General features: G+C 41.4%; 16 protein-coding genes. 15 read left to right on the forward strand and 1 reads right to left on the reverse strand.

Going from position 1 to position 17829, the window contains the following annotated elements; genetic code table 11:
• The first annotated feature begins 24 nt into the window (after positions 1 to 24).
• The 4 genes from mnmH to DESME_RS05660 all read left to right on the forward strand — a co-directional run bounded on the left by mnmH (position 25) and on the right by DESME_RS05660 (position 4605).
• Positions 25 to 1098, forward strand: a complete 1074-nt coding sequence (gene mnmH / locus DESME_RS05645) for a tRNA 2-selenouridine(34) synthase MnmH (RefSeq protein ID WP_006715695.1) — start codon at positions 25 to 27, stop codon at positions 1096 to 1098.
• 38 nt (positions 1099 to 1136) lie between these two features.
• Positions 1137 to 1967, forward strand: coding sequence for a helix-turn-helix domain-containing protein (locus tag DESME_RS05650; protein ID WP_006715694.1), 831 nt, complete (start codon positions 1137 to 1139; stop codon positions 1965 to 1967).
• Positions 1968 to 2012: 45 nt separating this feature from the next.
• The gene (locus DESME_RS05655; protein WP_006715693.1) at positions 2013 to 2504 is read left to right on the forward strand and encodes a YajQ family cyclic di-GMP-binding protein; all 492 of its coding nucleotides are present in this window, start codon (positions 2013 to 2015) and stop codon (positions 2502 to 2504) included.
• A 127-nt stretch (positions 2505 to 2631) separates the two neighbouring features.
• A complete protein-coding gene (locus DESME_RS05660; RefSeq protein ID WP_242837444.1) occupies positions 2632 to 4605 on the forward strand; it encodes a YgiQ family radical SAM protein in 1974 nt (657 codons plus the stop codon).
• On the opposite strand, the gene DESME_RS05665 is transcribed toward DESME_RS05660, so the two are convergent.
• On the reverse strand, positions 4598 to 5176 hold the full coding sequence (locus DESME_RS05665; protein ID WP_006715691.1) for a hypothetical protein: 579 nt from the start codon (positions 5174 to 5176) through the stop codon (positions 4598 to 4600). The genes DESME_RS05660 and DESME_RS05665 overlap by 8 nt on opposite strands.
• Positions 5177 to 5347: 171 nt before the next feature.
• Here DESME_RS05665 and rimO point away from each other — a divergent pair, with 171 nt between their 5' ends.
• The 11 genes from rimO (at position 5348) to DESME_RS05720 (ending at position 17785) form a co-directional block, all read left to right on the forward strand.
• Positions 5348 to 6676 carry a 30S ribosomal protein S12 methylthiotransferase RimO gene (gene rimO, locus DESME_RS05670; protein WP_006715690.1) on the forward strand — a complete coding sequence of 443 codons (1329 nt, stop codon included), beginning with the start codon at positions 5348 to 5350 and terminating at the stop codon, positions 6674 to 6676.
• Positions 6673 to 7230, forward strand: coding sequence for a CDP-diacylglycerol--glycerol-3-phosphate 3-phosphatidyltransferase (gene pgsA / locus DESME_RS05675; protein ID WP_006715689.1), 558 nt, complete (start codon positions 6673 to 6675; stop codon positions 7228 to 7230). Before rimO ends, pgsA begins: the two co-directional genes overlap by 4 nt.
• 190 nt (positions 7231 to 7420) lie before the next feature.
• A complete protein-coding gene (locus tag DESME_RS05680; RefSeq protein WP_006715688.1) occupies positions 7421 to 7945 on the forward strand; it encodes a hypothetical protein in 525 nt (174 codons plus the stop codon).
• Between the two features lie 14 nt (positions 7946 to 7959).
• Positions 7960 to 9432: an AAA family ATPase gene (locus tag DESME_RS05685; protein WP_006715687.1), complete on the forward strand. Its 1473-nt coding sequence runs from the start codon at positions 7960 to 7962 to the stop codon at positions 9430 to 9432.
• 193 nt (positions 9433 to 9625) lie between these two features.
• Complete coding sequence (locus DESME_RS05690) at positions 9626 to 10882, forward strand: competence/damage-inducible protein A (RefSeq protein ID WP_006715686.1); 1257 nt, start codon at positions 9626 to 9628, stop codon at positions 10880 to 10882.
• 4 nt (positions 10883 to 10886) lie between these two features.
• Positions 10887 to 12479, forward strand: coding sequence for a DEAD/DEAH box helicase (locus tag DESME_RS05695; protein ID WP_006715685.1), 1593 nt, complete (start codon positions 10887 to 10889; stop codon positions 12477 to 12479).
• Between the two features lie 231 nt (positions 12480 to 12710).
• Positions 12711 to 13400, forward strand: a complete 690-nt coding sequence (locus DESME_RS05700) for a TerC family protein (protein WP_006715684.1) — start codon at positions 12711 to 12713, stop codon at positions 13398 to 13400.
• A gap of 213 nt (positions 13401 to 13613) precedes the next feature.
• Positions 13614 to 14660 carry a recombinase RecA gene (recA, locus tag DESME_RS05705; protein ID WP_006715683.1) on the forward strand — a complete coding sequence of 349 codons (1047 nt, stop codon included), beginning with the start codon at positions 13614 to 13616 and terminating at the stop codon, positions 14658 to 14660.
• Positions 14623 to 15168, forward strand: coding sequence for a regulatory protein RecX (locus DESME_RS05710; RefSeq protein WP_242837423.1), 546 nt, complete (start codon positions 14623 to 14625; stop codon positions 15166 to 15168). Before recA ends, DESME_RS05710 begins: the two co-directional genes overlap by 38 nt.
• A gap of 323 nt (positions 15169 to 15491) precedes the next feature.
• The gene (rny, locus tag DESME_RS05715; protein ID WP_006715681.1) at positions 15492 to 17039 is read left to right on the forward strand and encodes a ribonuclease Y; all 1548 of its coding nucleotides are present in this window, start codon (positions 15492 to 15494) and stop codon (positions 17037 to 17039) included.
• 230 nt (positions 17040 to 17269) lie between these two features.
• On the forward strand, positions 17270 to 17785 hold the full coding sequence (locus DESME_RS05720) for a hypothetical protein (RefSeq protein WP_006715680.1): 516 nt from the start codon (positions 17270 to 17272) through the stop codon (positions 17783 to 17785).
• Positions 17786 to 17829 lie beyond the last annotated feature (44 nt).

The following is a 17829-nucleotide window of genomic DNA, read 5'->3' on the forward strand; positions in this document are numbered from 1 at the left end:
CAGTCTTCCAGAAGGGAATAAAAAATGATTCGCGAAATTATTGTAGAGGAATTGGAAAATTTAGAGAATCCAATTCTTGTTGATGTACGTTCCGAAGGAGAATATCAGGAGGCCACTATTCCGGGTGCTCTGAATCTGCCTCTTTTGAATAATGAAGAACGGGCGCAAGTGGGAACCACTTATACCCAAACTTCACCTGCCTTAGCGAGAGAAGAAGGATTGAAATTTATTAGCCCGAAATTGCCGGACTTGATAAAACAGGCTCAAATTTGGTCAGAACAAGGACCGCTCGTTCTTTTTTGCTGGCGAGGTGGGATGAGAAGCAAATCCTTGGCTTCGGTTTTGGATCTTATGGGAGTTCCAGTATACCGTTTGCAAGGAGGATACAAGTCCTATCGTAAAAATGTTGTCGAGTTTTTCGAACAGGAGCCATTCTTAAAATTCGTTGTCTTGAGGGGAAATACTGGAGTGGGTAAGACCGAGATCCTTAAGCAATTAAAAAGTGAGGGCTATCCGTCGATTGATCTAGAAAAATTAGCGAATAATCGAGGGTCAGTTTTTGGCGATGTCGGTTTAGGTGCTGCCCCTTCACAAAAAAAATTCGAAGCTTTACTTTACGAAGAGTTGAGGGAAATCAAAGATAAGGGATATTCGTATATCATTGTCGAATGTGAAAGTAAACGCATTGGACGTGTTACGTTACCGGTTAAATTTTATAACGCCATGCAGCAGGGGACGCAGATCCTCGTTTACGATTCGATCCCTAATCGTGTCAAACGGCTAGTTCAAGAATATACGGAAATTCCTGATTCCCTTACTCAAATCCGGGAAGCATTGATCCGGCTTGCGAAGACACTTGGGCATAAGAAGTTAGAACAATACAATTTGCTTCTAGAGGAAAATCGTTTAGCGGATTTTACACAAAATCTGCTTGAGTATTATGATGCGCTTTACGGATATCCCAATGAATCAAGTCTTGAGTATGAGTTTGAGCTGAGCCAAATTGCTCCAGATCGAGCAATTCAAGAGTTGAAAAACTTTCTGGATAAGGAAGTGGCTGTTCAAATTGGAATATCCATTCAAGCAGACGAAATTTAGCAAAATAAACATGACGTATCAATTAAGGAGGGTTTGGTATGGCAGGCGAGGGAAAACTCCTTCAGATAGCACGTGAAGAAAAAGGGTGGAGTATAATTCAGGCCGAAGATGTAACGAAGATCCGGGTGCGTTATCTTGAGGCGATGGAAAATGAAAATTATTCGATCTTACCCGGAGCGACCTATGTTAAGGGTTTCTTACGAACTTACTCCAAACATCTTGGGATAAATTCTGAGGAGGTATTGGAACTTTATAAAGCGAGTGAACCTGTCCTGCAACCGAAAAGTGAGTCCGATCTTAGAACGTCTACTTCTCTTCGAAGGCCTGTTTGGTTTCGCCCCATGGTAGCAGTTTTGGTGGGCTTTCTTGCTGTAGGAGCTGTAGCAGGAATTGCGTCATTGAGTAAGCAGGGCGGAGAAGTTAAAACGGCAGATTACACGCCTGTTCCTTTGCCTAGTGCTCCGCAAACTGAACAAAAGCCAGCATCTGAGGTCAGCCCAGATCAAGCGCAGAATACCACACCTCAGAATCCGCCTAGTGTTATTGCTGCAACGACAGATGGATTAAAAGCACAAATCGTATTTACTCAACCTTGCTGGTTAGTCGTGAATGTTGACGGTAAACCGGCTCTCGAAGGAACCTTTTCTCTTGGCACAACGAAAGAACTGTCTGGTGCTGAAACAATCGAATTTGTTACAGTCGGAAATGCTGGAGGAATAACAATTACCCTAAATGGTAAAAATGTTCCCTCTTTTGGTACGGCTGGACAAGTTGTTCGCAATGTCGTCCTTAATAAGGAAACCTTGAACCAAATTTCGGCTCAAACTCAAACTGGTCAAACCTCACAACCTTCAGTACAACCGCAATAATGAAAAGCACAGCTGTAAAAAATGTAGGAAAAGGAGAGAATGGCTTTGGCTAAGGAATCTTCATTCGATATAGTTTCCCAAGTTGAGATGCAAGAAGTGAGTAATGCTATCCACCAAGCGCAAAAAGAAATTGAACAACGTTTTGATTTTAAAAATAGTAAATCATCAATTGAACTTCAGGAGGATAAAATCATCTTAGTTTCAGATGATGATTTTAAATTGCGTAATGTTGTGGATATACTCGAGAGTAAGCTGGTGAAAAGACAGGTTTCATTGAAAGCGTTGGATTATGGAAAAGTTACACCAGCTGCAAGTGATACGGTACGGCAGGAAGCTAAATTGGTTCAGGGAATTTCTCAGGAAAAGGCCAAACAAGTCAATAAACTGATCAAGGAGAGCAAGATTAAAGTCTCAAGCTCTATCCAGGGTGATCAGGTTCGGGTTACGGGTAAAGATAAAGATGACCTCCAGGCTGTAATTGCCCTGCTCCGGCAACAAGATTTAGGGATTGACCTGCAATTTATTAATTATCGTTAAAAGGTTTTAGCGAAAGAGATATTTTCGAGATCTCCCACTTCCAGTGGGAGTTTTACTTTTAGTTCTTTAAAGAATTGGAGTGATACTGATTAAGAAGCAACAGTTTTTACCCATAACTCAAGAGGATATGAAAAAACGGGGGTGGCGGGAACTGGACTTCCTGCTCATAACCGGAGACGCTTATGTCGATCATTGCACTTTTGGAATAGCTATTATTTCAAGAGTGCTAGAGAAAGAAGGATATCGGGTGGGAGTTATTGCCCAACCGGATTGGAAAGACCTTGAATCCTTTGAAGTTTTAGGCCGACCCCGGTTGGGTTGCCTTATTTCAGGAGGAAATCTCGATTCCATGGTCGACCACTATACTGCGGCTAAGAAGAGACGCGCTAAGGATGTTTATTCCCCAGGCGGAAAAGCGGGACTAAGACCCGACCATTCAACCGTTGTTTATTCTAATCGTGTGCGGGAGGCCTTCCCAGGACTTCCTGTCGTACTCGGAGGAATTGAAGCTTCCTTACGCCGATTTGCCCATTATGATTTTTGGAGCAATAAGGTAAAAAACTCGATTCTCTTGGATAGTCAGGCCGATATACTTGTTTTCGGCATGGGCGAAAAGGCTATCGTGGAAATTGCCAAACAATTAGAAACAGGAATTCCTGTACGAGATATTCAAGGAATTCGAGGGACGATGGTCCCTTGGAAGGGGGAACTTCCTGAGCAAGTCATCGAACTTCCTTCAGCTAAGGAAGTCGCTGCAGATAAGAGGAAGTATGCTGAAGCATTTTGGGTTCAATATAATCAGCAGGATCCCATTCGAGGTCAAGCTATGTACCAACTCCATGGCAAGGAAGGGGTATTACAGTATGGACCTGGATATCCTCTCTCACAGTCAGAAATGGATGCAGTCTATGCTTTACCTTATATGGGTACCTATCATCCAATATACGAAGAAGAAGGTGGGGTTCCTGCTATTACAGAAGTCGAGTTTAGCTTGGTCAGTGCACGGGGATGCTATGGTTCCTGCTCTTTTTGTGCGATCACCTTTCATCAGGGTAGAATTGTTCAAAGCCGTAGCCAAGAATCAATTATTCGGGAAGCAGAGCGCTTAACCTGGCATCCTGATTTTAAAGGGTATATTCATGATGTGGGTGGACCTACGGCTAACTTTCGACGTCCCGCGTGCCAAGCACAGCTTAACAGAGGGGCCTGTCCCCAGCGACAGTGTCTTTTTCCCTCACCCTGCCCAAAAGCTGATGTGGATCATGGAGAATACATCCAACTTTTGCGCCGTTTGAGGAGTATTCCCAAGGTTAAGAAGGTCTTCGTACGTTCAGGTATCCGTTATGATGTAGTACTCGCCGACAAGAAAACCGACTTCTTACGCGAGCTTTGTGAATACCACGTTAGTGGACAACTTAAAGTGGCACCCGAGCATGTAAGCGATCAGGTGCTTAAAAGAATGGGTAAACCCGGAAGAAAGGTTTATGACACTTTTGCCAAGGAATTTAAAGAGGTCAATGAGGAGTTAGGTAAGAAACAGTTTCTGGTTCCTTACCTCATGTCTTCACACCCTGGAAGTGGATTGCGAGAGGCGATTGAATTAGCAGAATATGTACGCGATATGGGCGTTAATCCCGAACAAGTTCAGGATTTTATCCCGACTCCAGGAACTCTAGCCACATGTATGTATTTTACAGGTTTAGATCCCCGTACGATGGAAAGTGTTTACGTTCCTCGAAGTATGGAAGAAAAAGCGATGCAACGAGCCTTAATTCAGTATCGAAATCCGAAAAATTACGGACTCGTTGAAAAGGCACTGAAAAAGGCTCATCGTGAGGACCTCATTGGTTATGGACCGAAATGTCTGATTCGCCCGAAACATCCTTTTTACAATAGATCCAAAGGATCAGGCGAGGGGAAAATGGAGGGATCGACTTTAGAAAAGTTTAGCTCGAAGAGAAGCTCCCGCGCGAGCGAACCTAGTAAAGCAGTGTTCTCTAGGGGTACTGCGAAGAGTACAAGCAGCGCAAAGAGCACTAAAAACGTAAAGAACGAAAATCAGGCCAAAAGAACAAAGCTAAAAAAGAAGAAAGCTAAATAATCGCTCCAAACTCTTCGATCAAAGCATCCTCCACTTCATTAAAATCAATAAACCCTAATTCCTTGGTATAGGTTGGTTCAAAATCGAGGAATTCCTCAAGCGTGAGGGGTTCATCTGAATAGAATTTGTTTAAAGAAAACCAGGTTCCTTTTTCATCCTTCTGAAGATATTGCAGTTGATAAAATTCGGTATTATCCAGTTGACTCTGAAAGATAATGGATTGCGCAGGGATGATAAAAACGACAGTGGCATCCTCATATTTGCGATTGTTAAATTTCCAGATAAAGGCTTCGATAAGAGCCAAAGAATCCTGTGGACCATCCTCCTGATCTTCCCAACTAAAATCTAAAGAATTTAGATTTCGCTGTTCCATCATATCGGCTAAGTCATCAATGCGCGGAACAACCGGTGAGGGAAGGGTATATTGGTCACATAGTTTACTGCCACAATGATAGACGGGGACTTGATGAATATGGCCCATTCCCTGAGCCAAGTCGATCGGAATTGTTCGTTTAGTTAAATAACCGGTATCGCCACAACCACAAAAATCTACGGGAGAAAGTTCTTTCATTGTTAAAAACGCCTCACTCTTTAAATATTCAAGTTTATTATACACATATATTATAGGATAAAAATTGTCTTGTGAAACTTTATTGTTCTATATAGTTTTTGACCGTTAGGAGAAGTTGGTTTATACTATTAGAAGAATGCATGAGGTTATGTAGATATTGAGGTGCAGTTTTTGAGTAAAAAAGTAGCTATAGTGACACTCGGATGCCCGAAAAATCAGGTGGACAGCGAGGTTATGTCCGGTCGTATCAGTGAAAAATATGACTTAGTTCAGGAACTTGAACAGGCTGATATTATTATTGTTAATACGTGTACTTTCATTGATAGTGCTAAAGAGGAGTCTGTTGATACAATTCTTGAAATGGCTCAGTACAAACAAGAGGGGCACTGCCAAACTTTGCTTGCGGCAGGTTGTCTAGCACAACGTTATGGCGAAGAACTGATGACGGATATTCAAGAACTTGATGGAATTTTAGGCACAGGCAATTTGGCAGAGGTTCTTGAAGTCATTGATGAGGCTCAAATTCATAAGACCAAACATGTGACTCAAGGAGCTCCTGAATTTCTTTATAATGATTTGATGCCGAGGCAACGTCTTTCACCAAAACATTACGCGTATGTAAAGGTCGCGGAAGGGTGCGATAATTTTTGTACTTATTGCATTATTCCTAAAGTAAGAGGGCATTTTCGGAGTCGTCCTGAAGAATCCATCCTGCGCGAAATTCGACAGATGGCTGATGAAGGGGTTAAAGAAATACTTCTGATTGCTCAGGATACAACGCGATATGGCAAGGATCTTTATGGAGAATTAAGACTTCCTTCTTTAGTCCGTAAGGTTGCCGAGATTCAAGGAATCGAATGGATCCGTCTGATGTACTGTTACCCTGATTTATTTTCAGACGAACTGATTCAAACGATGAAGGAGACGCCAAAGGTTTGCCGCTACATTGATTTACCTCTGCAACATGCGGACAACCAGATTCTAAAAGAAATGAATCGCCGGGGAACGAGTGAAGAAACTGAAATATTGATTAAGAAATTGCGTCAAGCGATGCCGGATATCCAGATTAGAACTACGATGATTACGGGGTTCCCGGGAGAGACGGAGGTCCAGTTCGCCAATTTATTGGCATTTGTTAAACGCGTAGGTTTTGATCGCTTAGGTGCCTTTGCTTATTCGCAAGAAGAATCTACACCTGCGGCTCAACGAGAAGATCAGGTTCCGCATGAAATTCGTGAACAACGTCGTGACGATTTGATGCAGGTTCAACAAGGGATAGCCCTAGAACGCCAGCAACGCTGGATAGGGAAGACCTTAAAAGTCTTAATCGAAGAAAAATTACCGGATGGACGCTATCTAGGACGATCAGAAGGGGATGCGCCCGAAATTGATGGTTCAGTTTATGTAAACTCGTCACAAGAATTGAAAATTGGTGAATTTACTCAAGTCAAAATCCATGAAGTGGATAGTTATGACTTAATGGGAGAGGTTGTTTCGTGAATTTACCCAATCGACTCACATTGGCCCGAATTATTTTAATACCGGTTTTTATGGCTTTTTTGCTGATTCAAGATGCTAAAGGGCATACGATTATCCCTTATCAAGATACAGTGGCTGCTATAATTTTTATTTTAGCAGCCACTACCGATGGCTTAGATGGCTATATCGCTCGCAAACGCGGTCAGGTCACGACTCTTGGTAAATTTATGGACCCGCTGGCGGATAAACTCCTCGTATCAGCAGCGTTGATTTCTTTAGTTGAGCTTGGAAGTGTACCTGCCTGGGTTGCTTGGGTGATCCTTGGACGGGAGTTCGCGGTTACAGGACTAAGAGCCATTGCCTCAGCAGATGGAATCGTCATTAGCGCGAGTAAGCTGGGTAAGATTAAAACCGTCACCCAAGTCATTGCTATTTCGGCTATACTCCTTGAGGATTGGCCCTTATCGCTCGTGCATATTCCGGTAGGCCAGCCGTTCCTCTATATTGCCTTATTCTTTACGTTACTTTCAGGTATAGATTATATGGTGAAAATGAAGACGATATTCCGTAAGTAAATTAACGATAAAAAGTGTTCAAAGAAGGATTCTCTAAAAAGAGCAATTCTTCTTTTTTTGTTCTCTAAATTTAACATATGTGGATATATTTATATAACCGTCAAGTATACATTTGATGATATAATGTGATATATCAAAATTGATATACCAAATTTTTGTTGAGATCAAGTACATGAAATGGAGGGTACAGATGTCGATGATGAAACAAAGAATTCTAAGGATTAGTTTTGTGGGAATTCTCGCTTTTGGACTTTTATTGGGTGGCCAAATTCTTTATAGAACGAACTGGGTTAATGGACAGTTAGCTCAAAATAGTCGCCAAATAAGTGGTGTCATTTCGGCGCAGATTACAGCGGAGAATGGACAAAAAGTTTTAGAAGTAACGACAAACCATGTTCAAAATCTAGAAAAAGTAGGGCAGCAACTCGAAACGCTGGCAGGGGAAAATCCAATACGTTTAAAAGATCAGAGAACACCTGAATTAGAAAGGCTAATGGCGAAGATGGAATTTCCCTTACAAGAAGGTATCACTCAAGGAAATTTCACGCAGATGGAAGAAACACTTCAACAACAAGCAACCCAAGCCAGGGTGGATCTCGAGTTATCGATGAACAGTGAAGGAATTTATGTGAACTTAACACAGGGACAAGCTCAGTTGCTTGAGGTTATTGAACGCCCGGGTCAAGGAAAATTTTTACCATCTAGAAGTCAATGAGAGGAGGAGCATAAATGGGTATTGATATTGTAATAGGTGCTGGAATTGGGCTTTTCCTCTTTCTTTGGGTAATCGGTTATAACGTTTTACCTCTTGCGTTTTTAGGAGTGGGGGCTTTTCTTGTTTGGAAATTAGTTATTCAGAGACAGGTGTTAACGACGTCCGGAAGAGGGGTTCAGATTTCAGATACCTCGGTGGATTTTGAAGATATTGGGGGACAAAGCGCAGCCAAAAAAGAACTACAGGAAGCTTTAGATTTTTTGTTATATTCAGAGCGTATGAAGGAATTGGGAATTCGTCCGCTGAAAGGGATTTTATTATCCGGCCCGCCAGGGACAGGTAAAACTCTTTTGGCGAAAGCAGCGGCTCGCTATACAAATTCTTCATTCCTAGCAATATCAGGAAGCGAATTTGTGGAAATGTATGCTGGCGTAGGCGCTGAACGGGTTCGTAAGTTATTCCACAGAGCCAAAGATCTTGCCCATAAACAAAAAAAATCGAGTGCGATTATTTTTATCGATGAGATTGATATTCTTGGGGCAAAGCGAGGAAGTAACGTTTCTCATCATGAATATGATCAAACCTTAAATCAGCTCTTAGTCGAAATGGATGGATTAGGGTTAGAGCAAGAAATTCAAATCTTGGTTCTTGCGGCGACGAACCGTGCAGATGCTCTTGATTCTGCTTTATTAAGACCGGGTCGTTTTGACCGGCAGGTCAAGGTTGATTTGCCAGATAAGGAAGGCAGGCTGGCAATCCTCAACATTCATACACGGAATAAACCTTTAGCAGAGGATGTTAACTTAGAAAAAATCGCTCAAGAGACATTTAGCTTTTCAGGGGCACATCTCGAAAGTGTCACGAATGAAGCTGCCGTTTTGGCGTTGCGTGATGACGCCCAAGAAATTGAAATGAAACATTTTCGAGAAGCGGTTGAAAAAGTCTTATTAGGAGAAAAACTCGATCGTAAACCCACCGTCGAAGAATTAAAACGAGTGGCTGTTCATGAAAGCGGGCATGCTATACTGGCTGAACGGGTCCATCCCCATTCAGTATCCCAAATTTCAATTCGCTCACGAGGAAATACTTTAGGGTATGTTCGCCATTACCCGAAGGACGATCTTTACCTTTATACTCAAGAAATGTTAGAAGAGCAAATTATGATTGCCTTGGCTGGCGCTTTAGCAGAAGAAGCCGTGTTGGGCGCACGAAGTACTGGCTCGGCGGGAGACTACGAACAGGCCTTGCGCTTAGTTGAGAAAATGCTAGCTTCAGGGATGTCCGAATTGGGAGTTGTGGATGTCAGCAAACTCGGTACTGATCAGAGGCAGGCAGTGACTCGTGATATTCTAAGCAAACTTGAGCAAAGAACTCAGGAAATCATAAACGAGGGAAAAACAATTTTACTCCAAATTGTTGATCTTTTGAAAGAGGAAGAAAGTATTAGCGGAGAAAAACTTCGTTTGTACCTTGGAACAGTAGCATAAATAATTTGAAACTCGGCCTTGACCGAGTTTTTTTATATCTGAATTTTAGTCAACCGGAAGCAGGATAAATCTTTTTACGATAAGAAATAAGATATAAATAGAGACGTAATGGGAATCCTTATAAAAAGAGAAATCTTAAATGATGGAAAAATCGCGTTAGTTTGCGTTTAATGGTGGAGAGTGATAAAATACTATGAAAGCTGAAATTATCGCTACAGGTACAGAGATACTACTCGGACAAACTCTAAATACCAGCGCCCATTATTTAACGGGCAAATTATCAGAGCTTGGGATTGAAGTGGATTACCATACCACAGTAGGGGATAACCGGGAACGGGTCGAACAGGTTCTGAAGCGGGCTATTAATCGTTCAGAATTATTGGTGACGACAGGTGGAACCGGGCCTACTGTTGATGATATGACGAAGGAATTAGTCGCTAAGGTCCTAGGCCTGAATTTACAGCTCGATTCTGGCAGCTTGGAGCGTATCCAGCATTTTTTTTCGAGTCGTGGTTCAGTTATGCCTAAAACCGAAGAAAAGGAAGCTTATTTCCCTGAAGGTTCAAAAATTCTTACTAATAATCATGGAACAGCCCCAGGTGCAATTATTCAGCATAAGGGGAGAACGATTGTGATCTTGCCAGGCCCGCCGGCTGAAATGAAACCCATGTTTGATGATTCTGTGTTTCCTTTCTTGGAAAAATTAGTAGTAAACAACATGGAACGTATGTATAGTCGGGTGATCAAGATCTTTGGTTTAGGAGAATCGGAGATAGAACAATCACTGCAGGATTTGATGGGGAATGATCAATTAGGGATGACGTTGCTTGCCAAACATTCAGAGATGCATGTCCGATTGGTTATTAGATCAGAAAGTGAGCCGAAAGCAATAGCACTTTTTGATAAAACTGAGCGGATCATTCGAGAACGTTTAGAAGCTAGGGTATTCGGAACAAATGATGAAACTATGCTGGGAATTGTCAATGAGATCTTAAAATCAAGACAATTCACGATCTCGACAGCGGAATCTTGTACGGGAGGGTTGCTTGGAGCAACTTTAACTCAAGAACCCGGTAGTTCGGAGATTTATTTAGGCGGTGTCGTAAGTTATTCCAATTCACTAAAAGAGAAGTTCCTAGGAGTTAACCCTCAAACGTTGCAAGCGTATGGAGCGGTTAGCCCAGAAACTGCGTGCGAAATGGCAGCGGGAGTCAAAGAACGCTCAGGTTCTGATCTCGCGGTTGGAATTACAGGAATTGCGGGTCCAGGTGGTGGAAACGATGTAAAACCGGTAGGCTTAGTCTACATTGGCCTAGCTACTCCGGAAGGCGTCCAAGCGAGCAAATTTCAGTTTCACGGTCAGAGGGAGTCAATTCGGCAATTGTCAGTGATGGCTGCCTTAGATATGGTCCGTCAATATATGTTAAAAGTTGAAAGGAGCACATTATAGTCATATGGTAGAACGTTTACAATCCTTTGGGGAAATTGCCTTAAGCAAACAAGTACTACAATCGCTTTCAGAAATGGGATTTGAGGAGCCCTCCCCAATTCAGAAAGAAGCAATCCCTTTAGCGCTTGAAGGTGTTGATTTAATTGGACAGGCTCAGACGGGAACTGGTAAAACTGCAGCTTTTGGTATTCCCATCATCGAAAAAGTAAACCCAAAGTTCCAAGCCGTTCAAGCCATTATTTTAAGCCCAACGCGAGAACTTGCAGTGCAAGTGTCTGAAGAGCTTGCGAAAATTGGAAAGTATCGCCATGTTAAGATTTTGCCTATCTACGGAGGACAATCGATTGATCGTCAAATAAGAGCCCTTCGCTTCGGAAGCCAAGTCGTTGTGGGAACACCAGGACGGATTCTTGATCATCTGAAGCGGGGAACCTTGAAACTGCAATATGTTAAAATGGTCGTGCTTGATGAAGCAGATGAAATGCTAGATATGGGCTTCGTGGAAGATATTGAGCACATTTTAAAAGAAGTTCCCCCAGAAGATCGTCAAGTAATGCTATTTTCGGCAACAATGCCACTCGCTATTCGTAAGTTAGCCCAACATTATATGAAAGACCCTAAATCTGTTGCTGTCAGCCGAGATGAATTGACCGTACCTCTTATTGAACAGGTATTCTATGAGACTCGGGATAAAATTAAGGTTGATGCACTTTGCCGAATTATCGACATGGAAGATATTGGGCAAGCTATTATTTTTTGCCGGACGAAACGCGGGGTTGACGAACTCGTTGCGAGTTTGGAAGCACGGGGATATTTTGCAGATGCACTGCACGGGGATTTAAGCCAACAACAACGGGATCGTGTTATGAAACGCTTCCGGGATGGTAAGATTGAACTACTCGTGGCAACAGATGTTGCAGCCCGTGGTTTAGATATTGATAACGTAACCCACGTTATTAACTTCGATATTCCTCAGGATCCTGAATCTTATGTTCATCGGATCGGTCGGACCGGGCGGGCAGGACGGAAGGGTCAAGCTATCACGTTGATCTCCTCAAAAGAATATCGTCAACTTCGCTTGATTGAACGCCTGATTAAGACGCGTATTATTCGGAAAGAACTTCCTTCCTTAGCAGATGTGAGTGAACGACAAGCAGATAACCTAAAAGAACAACTCATTAAGTTGTTGCAAAAGGACCATTTGGCAACGTATCGCCCGATTGTTAGTGCCCTAGTTGAAGAATATGACTCGATCGATGTCGCCGCTGCTGCGCTACAATTTGCTGTTGAAGGAGCCGAAGAGCGGACTGACGATAACGATGAAGAATTTAGCTTTGGAAACACGGGAGCAGCTCAAGGTATGGTTCGCATGTTTATGAATATTGGGCGACTTCAACAAATTAGGCCGCAGGATATTGTACGCTGGATTGCAGATGAAAGTGGCATACCTGGAAATATCATTGGGATGATCAATATTTATGATAAATTTACTTTCGTTGAAGTACCTGAAGAGTATGCGAACCGAGTCCTCAGTTGTATGCATCAAAACTTCATTAAAGGACGGAAGGTTAATGTTGAGCCCGCAAAAGCTCGGTAAACCAAATGTTGCACTAGAGAAACATTTGTAACATGAAACAGGATAGCGTTAAAAATTAAAACGCTATCCTGTTTTTTAATTAAGATATTTAGCCAGAAACAGAATATTAACTATAAGTACATAGGCGTTTCTCAGTTCGACAATCTCTCGGAAGAATGATAATATAATAAGTTAGAAGTTATATTTAAGACTTGTTCAGGGAAAATTTTTGTAAAAGGGATGAAAAAGTCAATGGCAGGACTATTAGGAGGAGTACTAAGTATTGTTGCTATCGATTTAATTTTAAGCGGAGACAATGCAGTAGTTATCGCTTTAGCGACACTCCGTTTAAATGACAGGGATCGAAAGAAAGGGATATTCTGGGGAACCTTTGGCGCAGTCGCTCTTAGAATTTTTCTCGCGACGGTTGCAATTATGCTCTTAAAACTACCATTCATCCAGGCTGTGGGAGGAGTATTATTATCGGGGATCGCTATTAACCTTCTCAAGGATAAACATGATGATGAAAACGTTAAAGCAGCAGGAAGTCTTAAGGAAGCCATTCAAACCATTATTTTTGCTGACTTCTTAATGAGTTTGGATAATGTCCTTGCTGTAGCAGGTGCAGCTAAAGGAAATATATTACTCTTAGTATTTGGTTTAATGATTAGCATTCCAATCGTCATTTTTGGTAGTAATATTATTTCAAAGTTTATGAAAAAATGGCCCTGGTTGGTTTCTCTGGGTGCTGGTCTGTTAGGATTTACCGCAGGTGGTATGATATTAAATGACTCATATTTTAGTTTCCTATCGGAAATACCGATTCTTAATTATCTGATTCCAGGTGTGTTTGCGATGTGTGTTATTATTATTGGAAATGCATTGAAGAAAAGGAATAAGTTAAAATCTGTGGAACAAGAGGATGAGCATGAAATTGCATAAAGATCACAATCCAATATACCCAGAGTAGTAAAATATTGACGACTACTCTGGGAGTTTTTTTATATATTGTTGTTTCCTATTGCATTTTGTCAGAGATTGTATTATCCCATAAAAGTGATTGACATGGTTGAAGGATAAAGTATAATTAAATCGAACAAATGTTTTGTTTTTGACGTTTGTAAACTGATTTTTGAGTTAAAGGGAGGAAAATTGATGGCAGGGACGGACAAGCTAAAGGCTTTAGATGTGGCATTAAGCCAGATTGAAAAGCAGTTTGGGAAGGGTTCCATCATGAGACTGGGAGAAGCTTCTGCGAAGATGGTAGTTGATGTTATCCCGACGGGTGCCTTATCCTTGGATATAGCCTTGGGCGTGGGAGGAATACCCCGGGGAAGAATGATTGAAATTTATGGACCAGAGTCCTCAGGAAAAACGACAGTAGCTTTGCATATTGTTGCTGAGTCACAGAAAATGGGGGGGACAGCGGCATTTATCGATGCTGAACATGCCCTAGATCCTGTCTATGCGAAGTCGATTGGCGTCGATATTGATAATTTACTCATTTCCCAGCCTGATACGGGAGAACAGGGATTAGAAATTTGTGAAGCCTTAGTTCGGAGCGGAGCGGTCGATGTTGTAGTTATTGATTCCGTGGCTGCACTGGTACCTCGGGCTGAAATTGAAGGCGAGATGGGAGACTCCCACGTGGGATTACATGCTCGCTTAATGTCACAGGCTTTACGTAAATTAACGGGTGTCATTAGCAAAAGCCATGCGTCAGTAATTTTTATTAATCAACTTCGCGAAAAAGTAGGAATTATGTTTGGTAATCCGGAAACGACGACTGGCGGTCGGGCACTAAAGTTCTATGCTACGATTCGGCTGGATGTGCGGCGGACAGAAACCCTGAAACAGGGACAAGAAATGATTGGTAATCGTACAAAGGTTAAGGTTGTTAAGAATAAAGTGGCACCTCCATTTAAAACGGCAGAATTTGATATTATGTACGGCGAAGGAATTTCTCGTGAAGGGTGCATAATTGACGTCGGTACAGATATGGATATTATCAACAAATCTGGTGCTTGGTACTCCTATAATGGGGAACGGTTGGGTCAAGGTAGAGAAAATGCGAAGGAATATATAAAACAACATCCAGAGATTGAAAGAGAGATCGAACAACAAATTCGAGGAAATATCGACCTCGCCAATGTGCCTTCTACTGATGATACTCCAGAACCTGGACTTGGTGATGAAGAATAAGGTTAACGATTTAAAAAGCGCACTCGATTCTGCTCTAACCTATCTGAGTAGACGAGCTTTAACTTACTATGAACTTGAGACTAGGCTTGAAAAGAAAGGCTATTCTGAAACAGAAATAGCGGAGGCCATGGTAAGAGTCAAAGGATGGGGTTATGTAAATGACAGAGCATTAGCGGTTTCTTTCGCTCAAACTAAATTAGTGAGCTATTCTCTCAAACGGGTTAAGCAGGAACTAATAAAGCGTGGCATTGCTGTAGAGCTTATTGATGAGGTATTGGAAGAAATATATGAGCCTGAACAAGAATTAACCCAATGTATTGATTTGGCAAAAAAAATGTGGTCTGAAGAAGGTAGACGGTGGGAAAGTTCATATCAATATAAGAAGACCTATATGCATATTCCACGAGAACCTTTTCTTAAACAAAAAATAGGACAAAAATTGATGCAAAAAGGATATCCTCAGGAGATTATTCGCCAAGCGCTATATGAATCATCGAGATGGAATTAAACCATCTTGATGATTCATATAGTCGCTGAAAACCGCTGAATCAAGGATATTCTTGACAATTTTTTGAAAAGATATTAAACTCAATTAAGAAGCCTGTTTCCGTAAATTCACCTTTATGGTTTTCTTATAGATTTCATCGTTGTTAGTATAAAATAGGGAGCTTTTTAAGCTAGCGCGTTTGGGTTTGTAGGATTTTTAAGACAAATTCTTTTGATTTGTCTTTTCATAAAGGTATTTTATAGAAACTGGTGTGATCCAGTTTTTTTATTTTTATTTGAATTATTTTATTGATTAAGTACAAGGATAAGGGAGGTGAAATCCACTTGGAGGTTACTATTATAGTATCTGGAGTGCTGGTCATTTTAGCACTTGGCATAGGTGGCTTTGTAGGGTGGATCATTCGCAAAAATGCGTCTGAAAAAGTAATCGGTTCTGCTGAAGAAGAAGCAAAACGTATCCTGGATAACGCCCAAACAGCGGCTGAAGCAAAGAAACGTGAGTCAGTTGTCGCTGCTAAAGAAGAGGTCATGCAAATTCGTAATGATGCTGAAAAAGAAGTTCGTGAAAGGCGTTCAGAGGTTCAACGTTTAGAACGAAGGGTTACGCAAAAAGAAGAGACTCTTGATCGTAAAATGGAGACTCTTGAACGAAAGGAAGAAAACTTACATCGTAAAGAGGAAGAAACTGAAAAACTTCGCGAAAATTTAACTGCAACCGTAGCGAAGCAAAAGGAAGAATTAGAACGTGTTTCTGGTCTTTCAACAGAAGAAGCGAAGCAAATCCTCTTACACAGTGTAGAAGTAGAAGTCCAGTATGAATCCGCAATTATGATTAAAGAGATTGAAACTCGGGCTAAAGAAGAAGCGGAAAAACGGGCAAAGAATATTATCTCGTTAGCTATTCAACGTTGTGCGGCAGATCATGTTGCCGAAACTACGGTTTCAGTTGTAGCGCTACCGAGTGATGAGATGAAAGGGAGAATTATCGGGCGTGAGGGTCGTAATATACGGACTCTTGAGACCTTGACCGGTATTGATCTGATCATTGATGATACGCCGGAGGCCGTAATTCTTTCGGGATTTGATCCTATTCGTCGAGAAGTTGCACGTATCGCTTTAGAAAAACTGATTGCAGATGGTCGGATCCATCCTGCACGTATTGAAGAAATGGTTGAAAAGGCCCAAAAAGAAGTGGAACAGAAAATCCGTGAAGAGGGAGAACAAGCGACCTTTGATACAGGCGTGCATGGTCTCCATCCTGAGATTATAAAACTTTTAGGCCGATTGAAATTCAGAACGAGTTATGGTCAAAATGTCCTCAAGCATTCCATCGAAGTTTCTCATCTAGCAGGTTTGATGGCGGCAGAACTTGGCGTCGATGTCCAACTCGCTAAGCGCGCTGGATTATTGCATGACATTGGGAAAGCTGTCGACCATGATACTGAAGGAACGCATGTTCAAATTGGTGTAGACCTTGCGAAGAAGTATAAAGAATCTACTGAGGTTATTCATGCAATTGAAGCCCATCATGGTGATGTTGAAGCTAAGACAATAGTAGCGGTTTTGGTATCTGCAGCAGATGCCGTATCGGCTGCACGACCTGGAGCTCGTCGTGAAACATTGGAGTCTTACATCAAACGTTTGCAGAAATTAGAAGAGATTGCGGATACTTTTGAAGGAGTCGAAAAATCGTATGCTATCCAGGCTGGCCGAGAAATTAGAATTATTGTAAAGCCGGATAAAGTTGATGACATTTTAGCTCCACGCGTAGCTCATGAAATTAGCAAACGAATCGAAGATGAACTCGAATATCCTGGACAGATTAAAGTGGTAGTTATTCGGGAGACACGTGCTGTTGATTTTGCAAAATAAAGTCTTAGCTCGTTAATATTTAAACTTTAGATTTGAGCAGGCGATGAAAATTCGCCTGCTTTAAATTTTCTCCTTTTTGTGACGAAAAAAATATCAATAGTTTATCAATGGAAATATAAGTAATTCGTCGAGTTATCTTCTGAGCAGGACTTTAGGAGAATATGACGAATTATATCTTTTATGGCTAATAAAACTTTAATAAATGTGGCTTTAAAGAGAGGATTGAAAATATGAGGGGCTTTAACTTCAAATATAAGGACGGCGGACAGGTACAAGATGGGGTAGGATTGCTCATTTCTATTTTGTTACGTTATCCGGAAGTTTGCTCTGTCCGTTATTTACGAGAACAACATGCGCTAAAATTTCAGTTTTTGCTATATGACTCAATTAACATAGCTGGTTTGCCACAAAATCTGCTTGATGCTTTGGAAGTCTTCCACCAATTAGAATTAAGATCGATGAAGATTTGTCAAGTGGAGGGTCAACAAGAGGAAGATTTTTATCGCTTAACTGTAACTCGTGATGTAGAGAGTATGAATCAAACTGAAGTAGGACTTATCGTTGACTTAGTTAAAGGAAGTCCCTCGAATGAATTGTTATATGAGGAAGTTGAATTACAGGAGGATGAACTTCTTTTCCAGGAAGAGGTTATAGCTCAAGTTCTAGAACATCTTCAAAACAATGAACTCGATAAGAATTTTATCGCTGTACGAGATGAAGGCCGGGTTTTCGTTTATAAAAACTAGAGTTTAGTTTTATAAACCGATGGTTTAGAGCGTGAGTAAATCGA

It is taken from the genome of Desulfitobacterium metallireducens DSM 15288 (assembly GCF_000231405.2).
Taxonomy (GTDB): domain Bacteria; phylum Bacillota; class Desulfitobacteriia; order Desulfitobacteriales; family Desulfitobacteriaceae; genus Desulfitobacterium_A; species Desulfitobacterium_A metallireducens.